The organism is Streptomyces sp. NPDC015130 (assembly GCF_043080005.1).
Lineage (GTDB): Bacteria > Actinomycetota > Actinomycetes > Streptomycetales > Streptomycetaceae > Streptomyces.
Genome location: NZ_JBIBVC010000001.1, coordinates 150,609 through 168,403, shown reverse-complemented (window position 1 = coordinate 168,403; position 17,795 = coordinate 150,609). Strand labels below are relative to the sequence as shown.

The window sequence follows — 17,795 nt, the reverse complement described above, 5'->3', positions numbered from 1 at the left end:
AAGGAGCCTGACCGATGTACAACCCCACAGTCGCCCGGCTCACCTACCGGGGCCTGCTCGGCCGCCGGCGCGCGCTGATCCTCTTCCTCCTGCCGGCGATGCTGGTGCTCATCGCCGTGGCGGTGCGCGCCTTCAACGGCGCGGACGACCAGGTCGCCGCCGACGTCCTGGGCGGCTTCGCGCTGGCGACGATGGTGCCGCTGATCGGTGTGATCGCCGGCACGGGCGCGATAGGGCCGGAGATCGACGACGGCTCGATCGTCTACCTGCTGTCCAAGCCGGTGAAGCGGCCCACGATCATCTTCACCAAGCTCATCGTGGCGATCGCCGTCACCATGGTCTTCTCGGCGGTGCCGACGCTGATCGCCGGCTACGTCCTCAACGGCAACGGCCAGCAGGTCGCGGTGGCGTACACGGTGGCGGCCCTGGTGGCCTCCATCGCCTACAGCGCGATCTTCCTGCTGCTCGGCACTATCAGCCGGCACGCGGTGGTCATCGGCCTCGTGTACGCCCTGGTCTGGGAGACCCTCTTCGGCTCCCTGATCTCCGGCGCGAAGACCCTGAGCGTCCAGCAGTGGTCGCTCGCGCTGGCGGAGAAGGTCACCGGCGACGGCCTGATCGACTCCGAGGTCGGGCTGACCACGGCGACCGTCCTCCTCGCCGCGGTCACGGTCGCGGCGACCTGGTTCGCCGGCCACAAGCTGCGGAAGCTGACCCTGGCGGGCGAGGAGTAGGCCCAGGACCGGGACGACACAGCGGCGGTACGGCTCCGAGGGTCGTCGCCCCGGCTCCGGGAGGCCCACCCGGAGCCGTACCGCCACCCCCCACCCGCCCAACGCCCCCCATCCGTCCGGCCGCGGGCCGTGCGGCCGACCGGCCCGCGGCGGGATCCGGCGCGGCGCTCAGACCGTGCGGTCGCGGGCCGCGAGCAGACCCACGGCGAGCGAGGCGGCGCAGACGCCCAGGACGAGCGAGATCGGCAGGGTCCAGGAGCCGGAGGCCTGGTGCAGGGCTCCGGCGGCCAGCGGGCCCGCCGCGGCGAGCAGATAGCCGACCGTCTGGGCCATCCCCGACAGCCTCGACGCGGTGACCGCGTCCCCCGAGCGCAGCACGATCAGGGTCAGGGCCAGGCCGAGCGCGCCGCCCTGGCCGACGCCGAGCAGCGCCGCCCAGAGCCAGGCGCCCTCCGCCGGAGCGACGAGCAGACCGGCGTAACCGGCCGCGACCAGCGTCGTGACCAGGACGATCAGCGGGCGCTGACTCCGCATCCGGCCCGCGAGGAGCGGCACCGCGAAGGCGCCGACGATCTGGGTCAGGGTGTTGAAGGCGAAGATCACCCCCGCCGTGGAGCGGCTCATCCCGTGGTCGGTGAAGATCGTCGGCATCCAGGCGATCAGGACGTACGACCAGAGCGACTGGCCGCCCATGAAGAGGGTCACCTGCCAGGCCAGCGGCGAGCGCCAGACGCTCACCGGGCGGGCGCCGCCGGCCTGGACGGCCCGTACCGCGTGCCCCGCACGGCTCTGGGCGATCAGCACCTGCGGAAGCCAGGCGAGCGCCGCGATCCCGGCGAGCAGCGACCAGAAGCCGAGCGAGGCCTCCCAGCCGCCGAGGGCCTCCTCCAGCGGCACCGAGGCGGCCGCCGCAACCGTCGCGCCCGCGATCAGCGCGCCCGTGTAGACGGAGGTCATCGCCGCGGCCCGGTCCGGGAAGTCCCGCTTGATCAGCCCCGGCATCAGGACGTTCAGCAGGGCGATCGCCGTGCCGACGAGGATCCCGCCGCCGTACAGCGCGTACACCGACGGCAGCACGCGCGCGAGGATCCCGACGCCGAGCAGCACCAGCGCGGCGAACAGCACCCGTTCGGCGCCGAAGCGGCGCCCCAGCCACGGAGCGACCAGCGCGCCGGCCCCGAGGAACAGGACCGGGACCGAGGTGACGAGCGAGGTCGCCGTCGAGGAGAGCCCGAAGGCGGCGGAGATCTCGCCGACCAGGGGCGCCACGCTCGCCAGGGCGACCCGCATGTTCAGCGAGGCCAGCACGATCCCGACCAGGAGCACCGCCGGGTGCGCGAGCCGCGCCCGCCACCGGGGTGGGGCGGACACGGCTCCGGCAGCCACCCGCAGGACCCCGGCCCCGGCCCGGCCCCCGGCCTCTCCCCCGACAACGGCTCCGACCCCGACAACGGCTCCGACCCCGGCATCGGCCACGGTAACGGCCCCGGCATCGAGCTCGGCGCCTGCGCCCCCGCCCTGGGTGGCGTCCGCCGTCCGTATCTCGGTACTCACCGGTCCCGGCCCGCCCCGTCGGTCAGGGCCGCGACCGTCTCCATCGGGACCCGCAGCAGCTCCCGCGCCTGGCGCTCCGCCGCCTCCGGGTCGCCCGCCTCGACCGCCTCCACGAGGGCCTCGTGCGCGTCGATGTCGACGGGAGGCATCTCCTGGTCGCCGAGCGCCTCCACCAGCACCTCGTGCACCTGCGCGGAGAAGAAGCGGTAGACCTCGACGAAGGTCGCGTTGTGCGTCGCTCCCACGACCGCCAGATGGAAGGCGAGGTCGGCGTCGGCGTCCCGGTCGCCCTCCTCCCGCAGGGTGGTCAGGGCCGCCCGCAGCCGCAGCAGGTCGTGGGTGTCCCGGCGTACCGCCGCGAGCCGGGCGGCCTCCGCCTCCAGGGCGACCCGCAGTTCGAGGACGTCGGCCGCGCCCGCGTGGCGCACCCCACGCAGCACGGCGGCGGGGTCGGTGGTCGACCTGACGAAGGTGCCGTTGCCCTGCCGGGACTCCAGGAGGCCGGCGTGGACGAGGACCCGGACCGCCTCGCGGACGGTGTTGCGGCCCACGCCGAGCTGCTGGGCGAGCTCGTGCTCGGTGGGAATGCGGTCGCCGACCGCCCACTCCCCTTCCGTGAGCTGCGCCCGCAGTTGCTCCACGACGGAGTCCACCAGCGAGGTCCGCCCCGCCGCCTTGAGTGCCATGTCGTTCCGACCTCTCCATTCGCCCGGTTGCCCAGTCATCCTACAACTGACCCTGTGGGGAACACGGGACTACTGTGGGCCCGTACGCGGACCGAACACCCTCACCACCCTCGGGAGTCAGTCATGTCAGACCGCTTCGACGTCGTCGTACTCGGAGCTGGCCCCGGCGGCTACGTCGCCGCCATCCGCGCCGCCCAGCTGGGCAAGCGGGTCGCGGTCGTCGAGGAGAAGTACTGGGGCGGTGTCTGCCTGAACGTCGGCTGCATCCCCACCAAGGCGCTGCTGCGCAACGCCGAACTCGCCCACATCTTCAACCACGAGGCGAAGACCTTCGGCATCAAGGTCGACGGCACCGTCACCTTCGACTACGGCGACGCCTTCCGCCGCAGCCGCTCCGTCGCGGACGGCCGGGTCAAGGGCGTCCACTTCCTCATGAAGAAGAACGGGATCACCGAGTTCAACGGCCGGGGCACCTTCCTCGACGCGAACACCCTCCAGGTGGCCAAGTCCGACGGCACCTCGGAGACGATCACCTTCGACAACTGCATCATCGCGACCGGCGCCACCCCGCGCCTGCTGCCGGGCACCGCCCTCAGCGACCGCGTCGTCTCGTACGAGCAGCAGATCCTCGCCGAGGACGCCCCGAAGTCGATCGTCATCGCCGGCGCCGGCGCGATCGGCATCGAGTTCGCGTACGTGCTGAACAACTACGGCACCAAGGTCACGATCGTCGAGTTCCTCGACCGGATCGCCCCGCTGGAGGACGAGGAGGTCTCCAAGGAGCTGGCGAAGCAGTACCGCAAGCTCGGCATCGACGTCCTCACCTCCACCCGCGTCGAGACCATCGACGAGTCCGGCCCGCAGGTCCGCGTCACCGTCACCGGCAAGGACGGGGCCCAGAAGGTCCTGGAGGCCGACAAGGTCCTCCAGGCCATCGGCTTCGCCCCGAACGTCACCGGCTACGGCCTGGAGGCCACCGGTGTCGCGCTGACCGAGCGCGGCGCGATCGACGTCGACGGCCGCTGCCGCACCTCCGTGCCGCACATCTACGCGATCGGTGACGTCACCGCGAAGCTGATGCTCGCGCACACCGCCGAGGCCATGGGCGTCATCGCGGCCGAGACCATCGGGGACGCCGAGACGATGGAGCTCGACTACCCGATGATCCCCCGCGCGACCTACTGCCAGCCGCAGATCGCCAGCTTCGGCTGGACCGAGGCGCAGGCCCGCGAGAAGGGCTACGACGTCAAGGTCGCCAAGTTCCCCTTCGTGGCGAACGGCAAGGCGCACGGTCTCGGCGACGCCACGGGCTTCGTCAAGATCATCGCTGACGGCACGCACGGCGAGATCATCGGCGCTCACCTCATCGGCCCCGACGTCACCGAGCTGCTGCCCGAGCTGACCCTGGCCCAGCAGTGGGACCTCACCGTCCACGAGGTCGCCCGGAACGTCCACGCGCACCCGACGCTGGGCGAGGCCGTGAAGGAAGCGATCCACGGCATTGCCGGACACATGATCAATTTCTGAGGTTTCTCCCAGCTTGGGGTGATAGGCACTGAGAGGTGCCGAGCAAAACCTCTCCGGGTGGCGAACCGTCCCGGCCGATCAGGTCGTGGGTGCGTTCGTCACCCGGTACGCATGTGTGGCTGGCGGTCATCGCGATCACCAGCCTCGTCATCGCGCTCTCGCCCGACGGTCTGGAGACGTATCTCCTCCACCGCAACAGCAGCAATCTCCACCAGCTCTCGCACCACCCGGTGCGGGCGCTGCTCGGCAGCGCGTTCTGGATCGAGAACCCCGCCGACCTCCTGCTGTACGCGGTGCTCTTCGAGGTCCTGCACGCGCCCGTGGAACGCTGGCTCGGCACCGAGAAATGGCTCTTCACCGTCGCGACGGCCCACATCGCGGCCACCTTGATCAGTCAGCAGGTCGTCCTGGTCGCCATCCGGCTCCACGACGTGCCGCGCAGCATGGCGCACGTCGTGGACATCGGCGTCAGTTACGGCCTCGCCGCCTCGGCCGGGATCCTGACCTACCGGCTGCCGCGCCCCTGGCGCTGGCTCTATCTCGCCGCCGTGATCGCGTTCTTCGTCGTCCCGCTCGCCACCGACCGGACGTACACCGACCTCGGCCACGCGGTCTCGCTGGTGATCGGCCTCGCCTGCTATCCGCTGACCCGGGGAGAAAAATCGGTCGCACCCGAACAAGGGCCCGGCGCACACTAGTTGTACGGGGGGCACGGGGGATCCCCCGTAGGGAGCGGCCGCTTCGAGCGCGCGGACCTGGTCCGTGCGGGCCGCTCCCTCCCGGAGGGTTGGCCGAGTGGTAAGGCAGCGGCTTGCTAAGCCGTAGTCGGGGGAAACCCCGCGCGCGTTCGATCCGCGCACCCTCCGCAGAGTCCGACGCCGAGTACGACGAAGGCCACCCCGAGGGGTGGCCTTCACTTCTGCCGGCTGCCGTCTGCCGGCTGCCGGCTGCCTTCTGTCCTGTGGCGCCTGTCGGGGCGTCAGGCCGACAGCAGACGCTCCAGCACGACCGCGATGCCGTCCTCCTCGTTGGAGGTCGTCACCTCGTCCGCCACCGCCCGCAGCTCCTCGTGCGCGTTGCCCATCGCCACTCCGTGTGCCGCCCAGGCGAACATCGGGATGTCGTTCGGCATGTCGCCGAAGGCGATCGTGTCCGCGGCCTTCACACCCAGCCGGCGGGCGGCCAGGGAGAGTCCCGTCGCCTTGCTCAGACCGAGCGGGAGGATCTCCACGATCCCCGGACCCGCCATGACGACGTCCACGAGCCCGCCGACCGTCTCACGGGCGATCCGCGTCAGCTCGTCGTCGCTCAGCGCCGGGTGCTGGATGTAGAGCTTGGTCAGCGGCGCCGCCCACAGCTCCGCCGGGTCCTCGTACGGCACGTACGGCAGGGGCCCCTCCTGGGCCCGGTAGCCGGGGCCCATCAGGACCTCGCCCTCCAGGCCGTCGCGGCTGGCGGCCAGCGACAGCGGGCCGACCTCCGCCTCGATCTTGGAGAGGGCGAGTCCGGCGAGCTGCCGGTCCAGGGTCAGCGAGGTCAGCAGCCGGTGCTCACCGGCGTGGTACACCTGCGCGCCCTGCCCGCACACCGCGATCCCCTCGTAGCCGAGGTCGTCGAGGATGTGCCGCGTCCAGGGCACCGCCCGGCCGGTGACGACGATGTGCGCCGCGCCCGCCTCGGTCACGGCGGCGAGCGCGTCCCGCGTGCGGCCGGAGACGGACTCGTCGGCGCGCAGCAGCGTGCCGTCGAGGTCCGTCGCCACCAGGCGGTAGGGGAAGCGGCTCACTTGGCGATCGGCTCCAGGACCTCGCGCCCGCCCAGGTAGGGCCGCAGGACCTCGGGCACCCGCACCGAGCCGTCGGCCAGCTGGTGGTTCTCCAGGATCGCCACGATCGTGCGCGGTACGGCGCACAGCGTGCCGTTCAGGGTGGCCAGCGGCTGCACGGTCTTCTTGCCGCCCTGCTCGTCGCGCATGCGGACGGAGAGGCGACGGGCCTGGAAGCTGTCGCAGTTCGAGGCGGAGGTGAGCTCGCGGTACTTGCCCTGGGTCGGGATCCACGCCTCGCAGTCGAACTTGCGGGAGGCGGAGGCGCCGAGGTCACCGGTGGCGACGTCGATGACCTGGAACGGCAGCTCCAGGCCCGTCAGCCACTGCTTCTCCCACTCCAGGAGCCGCTTGTGCTCGTTCTCCGCGTCCTCGGGCGCGACGTACGAGAACATCTCGACCTTGTCGAACTGGTGGACGCGGAAGATGCCGCGGGTGTCCTTGCCGTACGTGCCGGCCTCGCGGCGGAAGCAGGGCGAGAAGCCCGCGTACCGCAGGGGCAGCTTGTCGGCGTCGATGATCTCGTCCATGTGGTACGCGGCGAGGGGGACCTCGGAGGTGCCGACGAGGTAGTAGTCGTCCTTCTCCAGGTGGTACACGTTCTCCGAGGCCTGGCCGAGGAAGCCGGTGCCCTCCATGGCGCGCGGGCGGACCAGCGCCGGGGTCAGCATCGGGATGAAGCCGGCCTCGGTGGCCTGGGCGATCGCCGCGTTGACCAGGGCGAGCTCCAGGAGGGCGCCCACGCCGGTCAGGTAGTAGAAGCGCGAGCCGGAGACCTTGGCGCCCCGCTCGACGTCGATGGCGCCGAGCGCCTCGCCCAGTTCCAGGTGGTCCTTGGGCTCGAAGCCCTCGGCCGCGAAGTCGCGGATGGTGCCGTGCGTCTCCAGGACGACGAAGTCCTCCTCGCCGCCGACCGGGACGTCCGTGTGGACGATGTTCCCGAGCTGGAGCAGGAGCCGCTTGGCCGTCTCGTCGGCCTCGTTCTGTTCGGCCTCGGCGGCCTTGACGTCGATCTTGAGCTGCTCCGCCTTCTGCAGGAGCTCGGCGCGCTCCTCGGGCGTGGCCCTGGGGATCAGCTTTCCGAGCGACTTCTGCTCGGATCGGAGCTCGTCGAAGCGGACGCCGGACGACCTGCGCCGCTCATCGGCGGAGAGCAGGGCGTCGACGAGCGCGACGTCCTCTCCACGGGCGCGCTGGGAGGCGCGAACACGGTCGGGGTCCTCACGGAGCAGGCGAAGGTCAATCACCCCACCAGGCTACCGGTGCCCGCTTGCGTGCCCCCACCGGATAAGGTCGCGCGTGTTGTTTTGCCCGAATTGCCACTTCGGGAAAAGAGAATCACCGGTCGCCGGATTCACTTATCCACAGGCTGTGCGGAAGTTCTGTGGACTACGGGGAAGATCATGGGGATTCCGCACCGCGAACCTGGCAATTCCGTGATCAAACGTCATTCGACCACTCATTCGGGTGGGAATTGCTCGCTCCAAAGAGTTGATCCTGGGAAACGCGGTGACGGACGCGTCATCGGTGTGCTGTGGACGACCAGGGCGGGGCCGGGGTGGTACGGGCGGGTGACCGGGGTGATTTGTCGACCATGTCGGAATGCGATGTCGACTTGTCCCCAGGTCGAGGCGCACCCTGTGGATAACCTCTGTGGGTAACTGAAAAGTATGCAGGTAGGACTAGTTGTTCGTGCCTGTGGACGACCGCCCCCGCCAGTGGGAGCGATCGGTCACTATCGGGTCAGGCCCGACCGTCCTGGGCCCTCGCCAGCCAGTCGGAGGCCTCAGTGAACTCCACGTCCGAAGTCCCGCGCCGCAGCGCCGACACGTCCTCGACCGCGACACCCGCCCTCGGGTACGAGCCGAGGAAGCGCACGTTGGGGCAGATCCGCTTGAGCCCCATCAGCGCCTCGCCCACCCGGCGGTCCGAGATATGGCCCTCGGCGTCCACGGCGAAGCAGTAGTTCCCGATCCCCGCCCCCGTGGGCCGGGACTGGATCAGCATCAGGTTCACCCCGCGCACCGCGAATTCCTGGAGCAGTTCGAGGAGGGCACCCGGATGATCGTCACCCAGCCACAGCACCACCGAGGTCTTGTCCGCGCCGGTCGGCGCGGACGGGCGGGCCGGCCGGCCCACGAGCACGAACCGCGTCTCGGCGTTCTCCGCGTCGTGGATCTCCGTGACCAGCGGCTCGAGCCCGTACGTCGCCGCGGCGAACTCTCCCGCGAAGGCGGCGTCGAAGCGGCCCTCCTGGACCAGCCGGGCCCCGTCCGCGTTCGAAGCGGCCGACTCCCACAGGGCGTCGGGCAGGTGTGCCCGCAGCCAGTTCCTCACCTGCGGTTGGGCCACGGGGTGGCCGGTGACCGTCTTGATCTCCGAGAGCTTCGTCCCGGGCCGCACGAGCAGCGCGAAGGCGATCGGCAGCAGCACCTCGCGGTAGATCATCAGCGGTTCGCCGGAGGCCAGCTCGTCCAGCGTCGCGGTCACCCCGCCCTCGACCGAGTTCTCGATCGGTACGAGCGCGGCGGCGGCCTCCCCGTTCCGTACGGCGTCGAGCGCGGCCGGGACCGAGACCATCGGGACGAGCTCCCGGGTCGCGGCCTCGGGCAGCGTACGCAGCGCGGCCTCCGTGAAGGTGCCTTCGGGGCCGAGATACGTGAACCGGGTGGCGGACATACCGTCACCCTAATGGTCGCCGGGCGCGCGGGCCGCCTGCTCGAACGACATCTCGAACGGCATCTCGCACGAGATCGCGGGCGGTCTTCCGGGCCGTTACGCCTCCAGGAGCCGCTGGCCCACGTACTCGCCCGCGGCCGGGCCGCCCGGGACGGCGAAGAGGCCGCTGGACTCGTGCCGGATGAACGCCGACAGCGCATCGCCCCGGTCGAGCTTGCGCTGCACCGGGACGAAGCCCCGGAGCGGATCGGCCTGCCAGCAGATGAAGAGCAGCCCGGCGTCCGGTGTCCCGTCCGGGCCGATCCCGTCGTGGAAGGAGAAGGGCCTGCGGAGCATCGCCGCCCCGCCGTTCTGTTCGGGGGCGGAGATCCGGGAGTGGGCGTTGTCGGCGATGACCGGCTTGCCGTCCGTGCCGAACTTGTCCAGGTCGAGCTCGGTCGTCTCGCTGCCGCCGGTGAGCGGTGCGCCGTCGGACTTCCGGCGGCCGATCACCTGCTCCTGCCGGTCGATCGGGAGCTTGTCCCAGTCGTCGAGCAGCATGCGGATCCGCCGCACCACCGCGTAGGAGCCGCCGGCCATCCACTCCTGGGCCCCGGTGGCCCCGGCCGGGACGAAGATCCGCCGATCGAAGTCGGGCTCCGTGGGCTTCGGATTGCCCGTGCCGTCGACCTGACCCATGAGGTTGCGGGCGGTCATCGGCTTGGCGGTGGCACCGGCCGAGCGGTTGAAGCCGTTCATCTGCCAGCGCACCCGGGCCGCGTCGCCGGCGTCCTTCTGGACGGCCCGCAGCGCGTGGAAGGCGACGAGCGCGTCGTCGGCGCCGATCTGCACCCACAGGTCGCCCTCGGACCGCCGGGGGTCGAGGGCGTCGGAGGAGAAGGCGGGCAGCGGGTCGAGCTGCGCCGGGCGGCGCGAGACCAGCCCGGTGCGGTCGAAGAACGTACGGCCGAAGCCGAAGGTGACCGTCAGCGAGGAGGGGCCCGCGTCGAGCGCGATGCCCGTGTCCTCGGCCGGGGCCTTCCCCGCCATCAGCACCTTCGCCGTGGCCGACCAGCGGCGCAGCAGGGCCATGGCCTCCTTGCGACCGGCTCCCGGTGCGAGGTCGAAGGCGATCAGATGGCCGCGGGACTGGAGGGGGTCGGTGATGCCGGCCTGATGTTTCCCGTGAAACATCACCTCGGTCGCGCCGACGGAGGTCAGGGCCTGCGGACCGCCGGCGCCGCCGGTGGTCCCGTCGCCCGAGACCGCCGAGGAGACCCCGACGCCGCCGGCGGCGCCGATGACGAGTCCGGCCGCGCCCGCCGCGCCGACGGTGCCGAGCAGGCGCCGTCGGGAGATGTCCACAGGGGTGCTGTTGCGGCCGCTGTCGCTGCTTTCGCTGGTGCCGCTGTTGTCGTGCTCGGTCACGAGGGTCAGCCGATCTTCACGTTCTTGTCGATGGTGGTCTGGTCGATGTCGGAGGTGCGGACGGTCACCTGGATCTTCCACTCGCCGGGCATCGGGATCTGGACGCCGCTCGCGGTCCAGTGTCCGGTCTGGATGCGGTCGGGGGCGACGGGCAGGGGGCCGACGTCCTTGGCCTCCAGGGTGAAGGCGACCTTGATCTCGGGGACGTCCAGAGGTTTGCCGTTCGGGCGCTCGACGAAGAGGTGGAGAGCGTTGGCGCCGGTGCGGCCGGGGTCGAGGCTGAGACGGACGACGCCCTTGCCCTCGACGCCGCCGGTGTCGAAGGGCAGCCGGATGTCGACGGGCCGGTCGGGCACGGCGGCCGAGCCGGCGGTGGATCCGGTCCGGCCGGCCTCCTCCTCGGTGCGGCCGGGCTCGGTGGAGGTGAGGACGGTGGTCACGGCGAGGAGGACCACGGCGACGGCGGCCTCGGTCAGCACCGAGCGGCGAAGACCGGTCCGCTCGGGGTCGGCGTCCCGCTCCCGCTTGCGGCGGGCGGTGGCGACGGCGGCGCGCTGCCGGGCGAGCTGAGCGGCCCGCTCGGGGTCGGGCTGGGTCTCCGGATCGGTCTCGGGCGCGGATGCGCTCTCGGATTCGGCGGGCTCGGAAGCGGCGCCGACGAGGGCGACGGCCTTCTCCGCCTCTGCCTCCTGCTCTGCTTCCCCGTCGGGCTCGTCGTCCGTCGTCGCACCCTCCTCCGTGGCGGGGTCCGCCGCGGAGGGGGTCGGGTCGGCGAGGCGCTGGGTCCAGCGGCGCGATATCCAGGCGATGCCGAGGAGCACGGCCAGCAGGCCGAGCTTGACCAGCAGCAGCTGCCCGTAGCGGGTGTCGGTCAGGGCGGACCAGGAGCCGACCTGGCGCCAGGACTGGTAGACGCCGGTGGCCGCGAGGACGAGAACGGAGCCGAAGGCGACCTTCGAGAAGCGTTCCACCGCCGAGCGCTCGACGGAGGGGGCCCGGTAGAGGGCGACCAGCAGCACCGTGAGTCCGCCGAGCCAGGCGGCGACGGCCAGCAGGTGAAGGATGTCGACGGGCATGGCGATGCCGGGCTGGATGCCGGTCGAGGCGTGCTCGGCCAGCGCCCAGGTGCCGGCGATGCCGGCGGCGACGACGGTGCCGCCGAGACCGAGTCCGAACGCGAGGTCCTTCCGCTCCTTCGGATCGGTGCGGTGGGCGTAGGAGCCGAAGAGGACCGCGACGAAGAGCGCCGCGGCGCCGAGCAGCAGCAGACGGGAGGTGAGCGCGGCCCCGGTCTTGGTCTCCAGGACGGACTTCAGGCCCGCCAGGTCGAAGGCGTCGGAGAGCTCGCCCGAGCCGGTGTACGGGTTGCGGAGGAGGAGCATCGCCAGGGTGGCGACCGTGAGGGTCAGCCACGCCCGGACCACGGTCCGCTGGACCGGGCGGACGCCCGCCCCGCGCGGCCAGCACACCAGGACGAAGGCGCCGCCGCCGACGAGGACGGCGAAGGAGGCGTACGAGAGGTAGCGCGCGATGCCGTAGAGGGCGCCGACGACTCCGCCGCCCGCGTTCGGCTCGGGCAGCGCGACGGAGGTGGTGGAAGGAGCACCGATGGAGAAGGTGAAGGCACCGGCGATCGGGTGGCTGTCGGCGGAGACCGTCTGCCAGGCCACGGTGTACGTGCCGTCCGGCAGCCCGGCGCGGAGCCCGACTCCGTACCGGACGACGGAACCGCTGCACAGGTCGCGCATCTCGCCGGTGTCGGCCCGCCGGCCCGCCGGGTCGAGGACCCGGATCGAGTCGGCGCTCATGGCCACCTGTTCGGAGAAGGTCAGGTTGACCTCCTTGGGAGCGGTGGCGACCACCGCCCCGTCCCTCGGGTCGCTCGCGGTGAGCGCCGCGTGCGCGGAGGCGGGGGCGGCGCCGGCCAGCAGCGTGCCGAGCAGCGCGGCCGCGAGGATCAGCAGCCGGGCCACGGCGGTACCGAGGCGCGGGGCGGTGGTTGTCATCTCTGTGTCACTCCGTCAACGAGCTCAGTGCTGCTGCGGGTTGTGGTTGGCTGCCTCGACGGGAACGTCGACCTTGATGGGGCCGGACTTCTCGAAGTGGAGCTCGATGCTGACCTTCTCGCCCTGCTTGGGCTTCGTCTTCAGCTCCATGAACATGATGTGGTTGCCACCGCGTTCGAGCTTCAGCTCCCCGTTCGCGGGGATGTCGAAGGACTTCACCTCCACCATCTTCTGGTCCTTCGTCTCGTGGATCGTGACGTCGTCCGAGATGGGGCTGGTGACGGAGGTGAGCTTGTCCGCGGTTCCGCCGCCGTTGGTGATGGTGAGGAAGCCGCCGGCCATGTCCATCACCGGCTGCGGCATGAAGGCGCCGCTGACCTTCAGCTCGGGCTTGTCGCTGTCGGACGAGCACCCGGTCAGCGCGAGTGCGCCGGCGAGGGCGACGGCGGCGGTCAGGGCGGTGGTGCGGCGGTTCACGGGTTCTCCCCCTTGATGAGCTTCGGCAGGTCCTTGGCGTACTCCTCGACGGTCGTGTCCTCGCCGTACAGGACGTAGCCCTGGTCGGTGGTGGGCGAGAAGGCGATGACCTGGGCGCCGTGCATGGAGATGACCTTGTCGCCCTCCTTCTTGGGCGGGTCGATCCCGATGCCGATCGAGCGGGCGCCCGCCTGGATGGCGGAGAAGTCGCCGGTGAGACCGGTGAAGGTGGAGTCGCCGGCGGCGGGCAGCCACTTGGCGAGCTCGGCCGAGGTGTCACGCTCGGGGTCGGTGGTGACGAAGACGACCTGGAGCTTGTCCTGGTCGGCCTTGGGGAGCTGCTTCTTGGCGATGGCGATGTTGCTCATCGTCATGGGGCAGACGTCGGGGCAGTGCGTGTAGCCGAAGTAGACGAGTGTCGGCTTGCCCTTGGTCCGCTCGCGCAGGTCGTACTTCTGGCCCTTGGTGTCCGTGAGGACGAGCGAGGGCTTGGTGAACGGCCGGTCGAGCACGGTGGCGGCCTTGGTGGAGTCCTCGGCGCCGGAGACCTCGGCGATCGAGCCGGAGCCGGTGCCGGGGGTCTTGTCGTCGTTCCCGCCGAGGCCGACGGCCGCGGTGATGCCGAGCGCGGCGACGATCGCGACCGCGGCCACGATCAGCGGGGTGCGCCGTCCGGGACGGGCCGTGCCCGCCCCGGACGTCTTCTCTTCAGACATGTGGTTCTTTCGGTTCTCAGGTGAGGGTGCGGGCCGTCAGGCCGAGCGGCGGCGGCCGGCGAGGACGCCGAAGGCGACGCCGGCGATGCCGACGAGGATGCCGATGACGCCGAGGATCCGGGCCGTGGTGTCGGAGGAGGAAGCGGCGGCGGCCGTCTTCTCCTCGTGGTCGCCGGACTTGTCGTCGTGCCCGGTCTTCGCGTCCCCGGAAGCGGAGGCGGAGGCGGATGTCGACGCCGAGGCCGAGGGAGCGGTGGCGGCGCCGTGGTGGTCCTCGCTCGCGGCGGAGAGCTTCAGGACGGGAGCCGGGTTCTGCGGCTCGTCCGCGCCCTCCTTCGCCTCCTCGATCCAGCGCACGATCTCCTTGTTGTCGTACGTCTGGATGGCCTTGAGCACGAGCTGGTCGGTGTCCTCGGGCAGCTGACCCAGCGAGAGCGGGAACTGCTGGAACTGACCGGGGCCGATCTTCGAGCCGTCGGCGGTCCACGTCACCTTGGACACGGCCTCGTTGATCTTCTTGCCGTGCAGCTCCAGCGGCTTGCTGAGCTTGCTCTTCGTCACCTCGGCCTTCCAGCCGGGGACGGGCTGCGGCATGACGGAGGCGAGCGGGTGGTCGAGCGGGAAGTTGACCTCCAGCTTCACGGTGGAGGCGTTGTCCCGCTCGTTCGGGACCTTGATGTTGACGGTGGCGTAGCCACCCTTGGCGGCCTCGCCCTGCGGCTGCACGCTGACGTGCGCGAAGGCCGTGCCGGACAGCAGCACGACGGAGGAGAGCGCGATGCCACCGGCGAGGGCGACACGGGAGGCGGAAACGGAAACGGTCATGGCAGAGGACACTCCGGCTCTGAGGAGGACGGCGGGACCCGGCGCGCCGAGGGGAGGTACCCCGGTCGAGGCGCGCGGGCGCACGCGGCGCCGCTCCTGGTGAGCGGTCCGCGTCAGGCTGCGAGGACGCAGTCGGCGGCGGCCGGCGGGCCGCGCCTGATCACCGTGTCCTCGAGCGCCTCGAACACGGGCGGCGGCGAGGAGTCGAAGGCCGTACGGGCGGACAGCAGCGCTCCCGCGTGCGGGCTCGCCGGCAGTCCGGCGAGCAGGCCCCGTACGAGACGGAGGGCGGCCCGCAGGGAGCGCACGAGGGCGCACTCGGCGAGCTCCGTCGCGCCCTGCTCGGAGAGCTGGACGAGCCGGACCAGGGCCCGGTCGCCGCGGCGCAGCAGCCAGCCCGCGGCGAGTGCCGCGAGCAGATGGCCGAGGAGCATGGGCAGTCCGGGCAGCAGCCCGGGGGCCGGGGCCGCCGCGTGCGCCAGGTGGCCGTGGGCGGTGGCCGGGGTGAGTCCGGCGTCGCCGACGATCCGGGCGGCGTCGGCGGGGCTGATGGCCCCGGCGCCCGCGCCGCAGACCAGCTTGGCGGCCATCCGCACGAGCGCGTCGTCGGCCGTGGGGCTCAGCGCGAGGGGGCGCTGACCCAGGCTGAAGAGGGTGTGCAGGCCGAGCTGCCCGCCCGCGAGGGCGCCGACGACGAAGGCGAGGGAGCGGTCGCGTCCGGTGAAGAGGACGGTGACCCCGAAGACGCCGAGGAAGCCGGCGACGATGGTCCACAGGGCGATCCCCGCACAGGCGGCGAGGGCGTGTCCCAGCGCGGACAGCACGACGCAGACCGCGGTGAACACCGCGGCCCTCAGCAGCCGTGGAGCGAGCGCGGGGGCAGTCATGGCGGGCCCATCATCGCACCAGGGGCAGGCCCGTCATGAGGCAGGTCCGTAAGGTCGTTCTTGGGCGTCTTCGGGGTGACATACACCGGCGTCCCGGCGGGTGCATCCGCCGAACGAGCGCTCTTGTCGCCTTCGGGGGCTTACGAAGGGTTCCGTCCGGCAATAGGTATCGGTATGTCGAGCCGCTGCCGGGAGGCTGGAGCATGAGCATCTGGTGGTCACTCCATCTGCGGCGCGAGGCCGCGAGCGTGCCGCTGGCCCGCCGGCTTCTGCTGGGCACGATGGAGACCGCGGGGGTCGATCCGGACGTGTCGTACGAGCTGTCGGTCGCGCTGACCGAGGCCTGTGCGAACGCGGTCGAGCACGGCGGTGACGTCGACGGCGGGACAGGCGGGACGGGCAGGGCGTATCGGGTGACGGCCTACCTGGACGGCGAGACCTGTCGTATCGAGGTGGCGGACTCGGGCCCGGGCTTCCCCGGTGCCGAGACGGCCTCGGCGCCGACGGCCCCCTCGGACGACGCCGAGCACGGCCGGGGGCTGCGGCTGATCGAGGAGCTCGCGGACCACGTGCAGTTCGGCAACCGCTCGGGCCGGGGCGGCGCGGTCGTCAGCTTCGACAAGATCCTCAAGTGGAAGGACGGGCCCTCGCTCCTGATGGTCTGAGCCGGGGACGGACGTGCGCCTGGCAGCCGTACGAGGACAAGACGTGCGAGGACAAGCCGTACAAGGACAGGACGTGCGAGGTCAGCCGTACAAGGGCAGGACCTGCGAGGTCAGCCGTACAAGGGCAGGACGTGCGAGGTCAGCCGTACAAGGACTGCCGTACGAGGACGTACGCGTACGGGGAAGGGCCCCCGCCGGTCGGTCGGCGGGGGCCCTTCGTCTCCAACGTACGCGTGATCGCGGAGGTCAGCCCTTCAGGCCGGCCATCCACGCCTCGACCTCTTCGGAGCGGCGCGGCAGCGCGTCCGAGAGGTTCACGTTGCCGTCCTCGGTGACGAGGATGTCGTCCTCGATCCGGACGCCGATGCCGCGGTACTCCTCCGGCACGGTCAGGTCGTCGGCCTGGAAGTACAGACCCGGCTCGACGGTCAGGCACATGCCCGGCGCGAGGGTCGTGTCGACGTACGCCTCGGTGCGCGCGGCGGCGCAGTCGTGGACGTCCATACCGAGCATGTGGCCGGTGCCGTGCAGGGTCCAGCGGCGCTGGAGGCCCAGCTCCAGGACGCGCTCGACCGGGCCCTCGACGAGGCCCCACTCGACGAGCTTCTCGGCGAGGACGCGCTGGGCGGCGTCGTGGAAGTCGCGGTAGGCGGCGCCGGGCTTCACCGCGGCGATGCCGGCCTCCTGCGCCTCGTACACGGCGTCGTAGATCTTGCGCTGGAGCTCGGTGTACCGGCCGTTGATCGGCAGGGTGCGGGTGATGTCCGCGGTGTAGAGCTCGTTGGTCTCCACGCCGGCGTCGAGCAGCAGCAGGTCGCCGGAGCGGACGTCGCCGTCGTTGCGCACCCAGTGGAGGGTGGTGGCGTGCGGGCCGGCGGCGCAGATGGAGCCGTAGCCGATGTCGTTGCCCTCGACGCGGGCGCGCAGGAAGAACGTGCCCTCGATGTAGCGCTCGCTGGTGGCCTCGGCCTTGTCGAGGACCTTGACGACGTCCTCGAAGCCGCGGGCGGTGGCCTCGCAGGCCTTCCGGAGCTCGGCGACCTCGAAGTCGTCCTTGATCAGGCGGGCCTCGGAGAGGTAGACGCGCAGTTCCTCGTCGCGCTCGGCGGTGACCTTGTCGGTCAGCGCCGCCTCGATGCCGGCGTCGTGGCCGCGGACGGCGCGGACGGAGCCGGTGGCCTCCTTCAGGTGGGCGGCGAGCTCGCGGACGTCCTTCGCGGGGACGCCGAGGAGCTGCTCGGCCTCGGTGAGGGAGTGACGGCGGCCGACCCACAGCTCGCCCTGGCCGTCGAGCCAGAACTCGCCGTTCTCGCGGTCGGAGCGCGGCAGCAGGTAGATCGTCGCCTCGTGGCCACCCGCGGCGACGGGCTCCAGGACGAGGACGCCGTCCTGCGTCTGGTCGCCGGTGAGGTACGCGTACTCGGTGGAGGCGCGGAAGCTGTACTCGGTGTCGTTCGACCGGGTCTTCAGGTTTCCGGCGGGGACCACCAGGCGCTCGCCCGGGAAGCGGGCGGACAGCGCGGCGCGGCGCGCGGCCGTCTTGTCGGCCTGCGCGATCGGCGCGAGGTCACGCAGCTCGGTGTCGGCCCAGCCGGACTTCATGTTCTCGGCGAGCTCGTCGGACACGCCCGGGTACAGGCCGTTCTTCCGCTGCTTGATCGCCTGCTCTTCGGTCGACTCTTCCGGGGTCTCCGGCGTGAGCTCCTCGGCCACGGGTCTGCCTCCTCTTGGTACGACACTGAACCCCCACCATCGTACGGTCGTACGGAAGGGGGCCCAGGGCCGGAAGACCCATTACCGGAGCGTC

Annotated in this window: 16 protein-coding genes and 1 tRNA gene; 5 read left to right on the top strand and 12 right to left on the bottom strand. The window is 71.4% G+C overall.

Going from position 1 to position 17,795, the window contains the following annotated elements; translation table 11 throughout:
• Positions 1 to 14: 14 nt before the first annotated feature.
• Positions 15 to 734, top strand: a complete 720-nt coding sequence (locus ACF08F_RS00815) for an ABC transporter permease (protein ID WP_392296358.1) — start codon at positions 15 to 17, stop codon at positions 732 to 734.
• Positions 735 to 902: 168 nt separating this feature from the next.
• On the opposite strand, the gene ACF08F_RS00810 is transcribed toward ACF08F_RS00815, so the two are convergent.
• On the bottom strand, positions 903 to 2,105 hold the full coding sequence (locus tag ACF08F_RS00810) for a CynX/NimT family MFS transporter (RefSeq protein WP_392296357.1): 1,203 nt from the start codon (positions 2,103 to 2,105) through the stop codon (positions 903 to 905).
• Positions 2,106 to 2,284: 179 nt separating this feature from the next.
• Entirely contained in the window at positions 2,285 to 2,974 is a 690-nt protein-coding gene (locus tag ACF08F_RS00805) for a FadR/GntR family transcriptional regulator (RefSeq protein ID WP_392296356.1), read from the bottom strand.
• Between the two features lie 123 nt (positions 2,975 to 3,097).
• Here ACF08F_RS00805 and lpdA point away from each other — a divergent pair, with 123 nt between their 5' ends.
• The 3 genes from lpdA to ACF08F_RS00790 all read left to right on the top strand — a co-directional run bounded on the left by lpdA (position 3,098) and on the right by ACF08F_RS00790 (position 5,367).
• Positions 3,098 to 4,501, top strand: coding sequence for a dihydrolipoyl dehydrogenase (gene lpdA, locus ACF08F_RS00800; RefSeq protein ID WP_392296355.1), 1,404 nt, complete (start codon positions 3,098 to 3,100; stop codon positions 4,499 to 4,501).
• A gap of 35 nt (positions 4,502 to 4,536) precedes the next feature.
• On the top strand, positions 4,537 to 5,199 hold the full coding sequence (locus tag ACF08F_RS00795) for a rhomboid-like protein (RefSeq protein ID WP_392296354.1): 663 nt from the start codon (positions 4,537 to 4,539) through the stop codon (positions 5,197 to 5,199).
• 83 nt (positions 5,200 to 5,282) lie between these two features.
• A tRNA-Ser gene (locus ACF08F_RS00790) sits at positions 5,283 to 5,367 on the top strand.
• Between the two features lie 113 nt (positions 5,368 to 5,480).
• On the opposite strand, the gene ACF08F_RS00785 is transcribed toward ACF08F_RS00790, so the two are convergent.
• The 9 genes from ACF08F_RS00785 to ACF08F_RS00745 form a co-directional block, all read right to left on the bottom strand.
• On the bottom strand, positions 5,481 to 6,287 hold the full coding sequence (locus ACF08F_RS00785; RefSeq protein ID WP_392296353.1) for an HAD family hydrolase: 807 nt from the start codon (positions 6,285 to 6,287) through the stop codon (positions 5,481 to 5,483).
• Positions 6,284 to 7,573 (bottom strand): serine--tRNA ligase, encoded by a 1,290-nt coding sequence (gene serS / locus ACF08F_RS00780; protein ID WP_392296352.1) that lies wholly within the window; start codon positions 7,571 to 7,573, stop codon positions 6,284 to 6,286. The genes ACF08F_RS00785 and serS overlap by 4 nt, the downstream gene beginning before the upstream one ends.
• A 496-nt stretch (positions 7,574 to 8,069) precedes the next feature.
• Positions 8,070 to 9,005 carry a prephenate dehydratase gene (gene pheA / locus ACF08F_RS00775; RefSeq protein WP_392296351.1) on the bottom strand — a complete coding sequence of 312 codons (936 nt, stop codon included), beginning with the start codon at positions 9,003 to 9,005 and terminating at the stop codon, positions 8,070 to 8,072.
• 96 nt (positions 9,006 to 9,101) lie between these two features.
• Positions 9,102 to 10,349 carry an iron uptake transporter deferrochelatase/peroxidase subunit gene (gene efeB / locus ACF08F_RS00770; RefSeq protein ID WP_392296789.1) on the bottom strand — a complete coding sequence of 416 codons (1,248 nt, stop codon included), beginning with the start codon at positions 10,347 to 10,349 and terminating at the stop codon, positions 9,102 to 9,104.
• A gap of 68 nt (positions 10,350 to 10,417) precedes the next feature.
• On the bottom strand, positions 10,418 to 12,418 hold the full coding sequence (locus tag ACF08F_RS00765) for a copper resistance CopC/CopD family protein (protein WP_392296350.1): 2,001 nt from the start codon (positions 12,416 to 12,418) through the stop codon (positions 10,418 to 10,420).
• Between the two features lie 24 nt (positions 12,419 to 12,442).
• A complete protein-coding gene (locus ACF08F_RS00760; protein WP_392296349.1) occupies positions 12,443 to 12,895 on the bottom strand; it encodes a copper chaperone PCu(A)C in 453 nt (150 codons plus the stop codon).
• Complete coding sequence (locus ACF08F_RS00755) at positions 12,892 to 13,611, bottom strand: SCO family protein (protein ID WP_392296348.1); 720 nt, start codon at positions 13,609 to 13,611, stop codon at positions 12,892 to 12,894. The genes ACF08F_RS00760 and ACF08F_RS00755 overlap by 4 nt, the downstream gene beginning before the upstream one ends.
• A 36-nt stretch (positions 13,612 to 13,647) precedes the next feature.
• Positions 13,648 to 14,436, bottom strand: coding sequence for a YcnI family protein (locus ACF08F_RS00750; protein WP_392296347.1), 789 nt, complete (start codon positions 14,434 to 14,436; stop codon positions 13,648 to 13,650).
• Positions 14,437 to 14,549: 113 nt separating this feature from the next.
• A complete protein-coding gene (locus ACF08F_RS00745) occupies positions 14,550 to 15,323 on the bottom strand; it encodes a hypothetical protein (RefSeq protein WP_392296346.1) in 774 nt (257 codons plus the stop codon).
• Positions 15,324 to 15,526: 203 nt separating this feature from the next.
• Here ACF08F_RS00745 and ACF08F_RS00740 point away from each other — a divergent pair, with 203 nt between their 5' ends.
• Positions 15,527 to 15,988, top strand: coding sequence for an ATP-binding protein (locus ACF08F_RS00740; protein ID WP_392296345.1), 462 nt, complete (start codon positions 15,527 to 15,529; stop codon positions 15,986 to 15,988).
• A gap of 246 nt (positions 15,989 to 16,234) precedes the next feature.
• On the opposite strand, the gene ACF08F_RS00735 is transcribed toward ACF08F_RS00740, so the two are convergent.
• A complete protein-coding gene (locus tag ACF08F_RS00735) occupies positions 16,235 to 17,701 on the bottom strand; it encodes an aminopeptidase P family protein (protein WP_392296344.1) in 1,467 nt (488 codons plus the stop codon).
• Between the last annotated feature and the right edge of the window lie 94 nt (positions 17,702 to 17,795).

What these genes read in the sequence shown, in the direction of transcription:
- ACF08F_RS00815 (WP_392296358.1), top strand. Translation starts at nt 15, where the DNA reads ATGTACAACCCCACAGTCGCCCGGCTCACCTACCGGGGCCTGCTCGGC.
- ACF08F_RS00805 (WP_392296356.1), bottom strand. Translation starts at nt 2,974, where the DNA reads ATGGCACTCAAGGCGGCGGGGCGGACCTCGCTGGTGGACTCCGTCGTG.
- lpdA (WP_392296355.1), top strand. Translation starts at nt 3,098, where the DNA reads ATGTCAGACCGCTTCGACGTCGTCGTACTCGGAGCTGGCCCCGGCGGC.
- pheA (WP_392296351.1), bottom strand. Translation starts at nt 9,005, where the DNA reads ATGTCCGCCACCCGGTTCACGTATCTCGGCCCCGAAGGCACCTTCACG.
- ACF08F_RS00765 (WP_392296350.1), bottom strand. Translation starts at nt 12,418, where the DNA reads ATGACAACCACCGCCCCGCGCCTCGGTACCGCCGTGGCCCGGCTGCTG.
- ACF08F_RS00755 (WP_392296348.1), bottom strand. Translation starts at nt 13,611, where the DNA reads ATGTCTGAAGAGAAGACGTCCGGGGCGGGCACGGCCCGTCCCGGACGG.
- ACF08F_RS00750 (WP_392296347.1), bottom strand. Translation starts at nt 14,436, where the DNA reads ATGACCGTTTCCGTTTCCGCCTCCCGTGTCGCCCTCGCCGGTGGCATC.
- ACF08F_RS00745 (WP_392296346.1), bottom strand. Translation starts at nt 15,323, where the DNA reads ATGACTGCCCCCGCGCTCGCTCCACGGCTGCTGAGGGCCGCGGTGTTC.
- ACF08F_RS00740 (WP_392296345.1), top strand. Translation starts at nt 15,527, where the DNA reads ATGAGCATCTGGTGGTCACTCCATCTGCGGCGCGAGGCCGCGAGCGTG.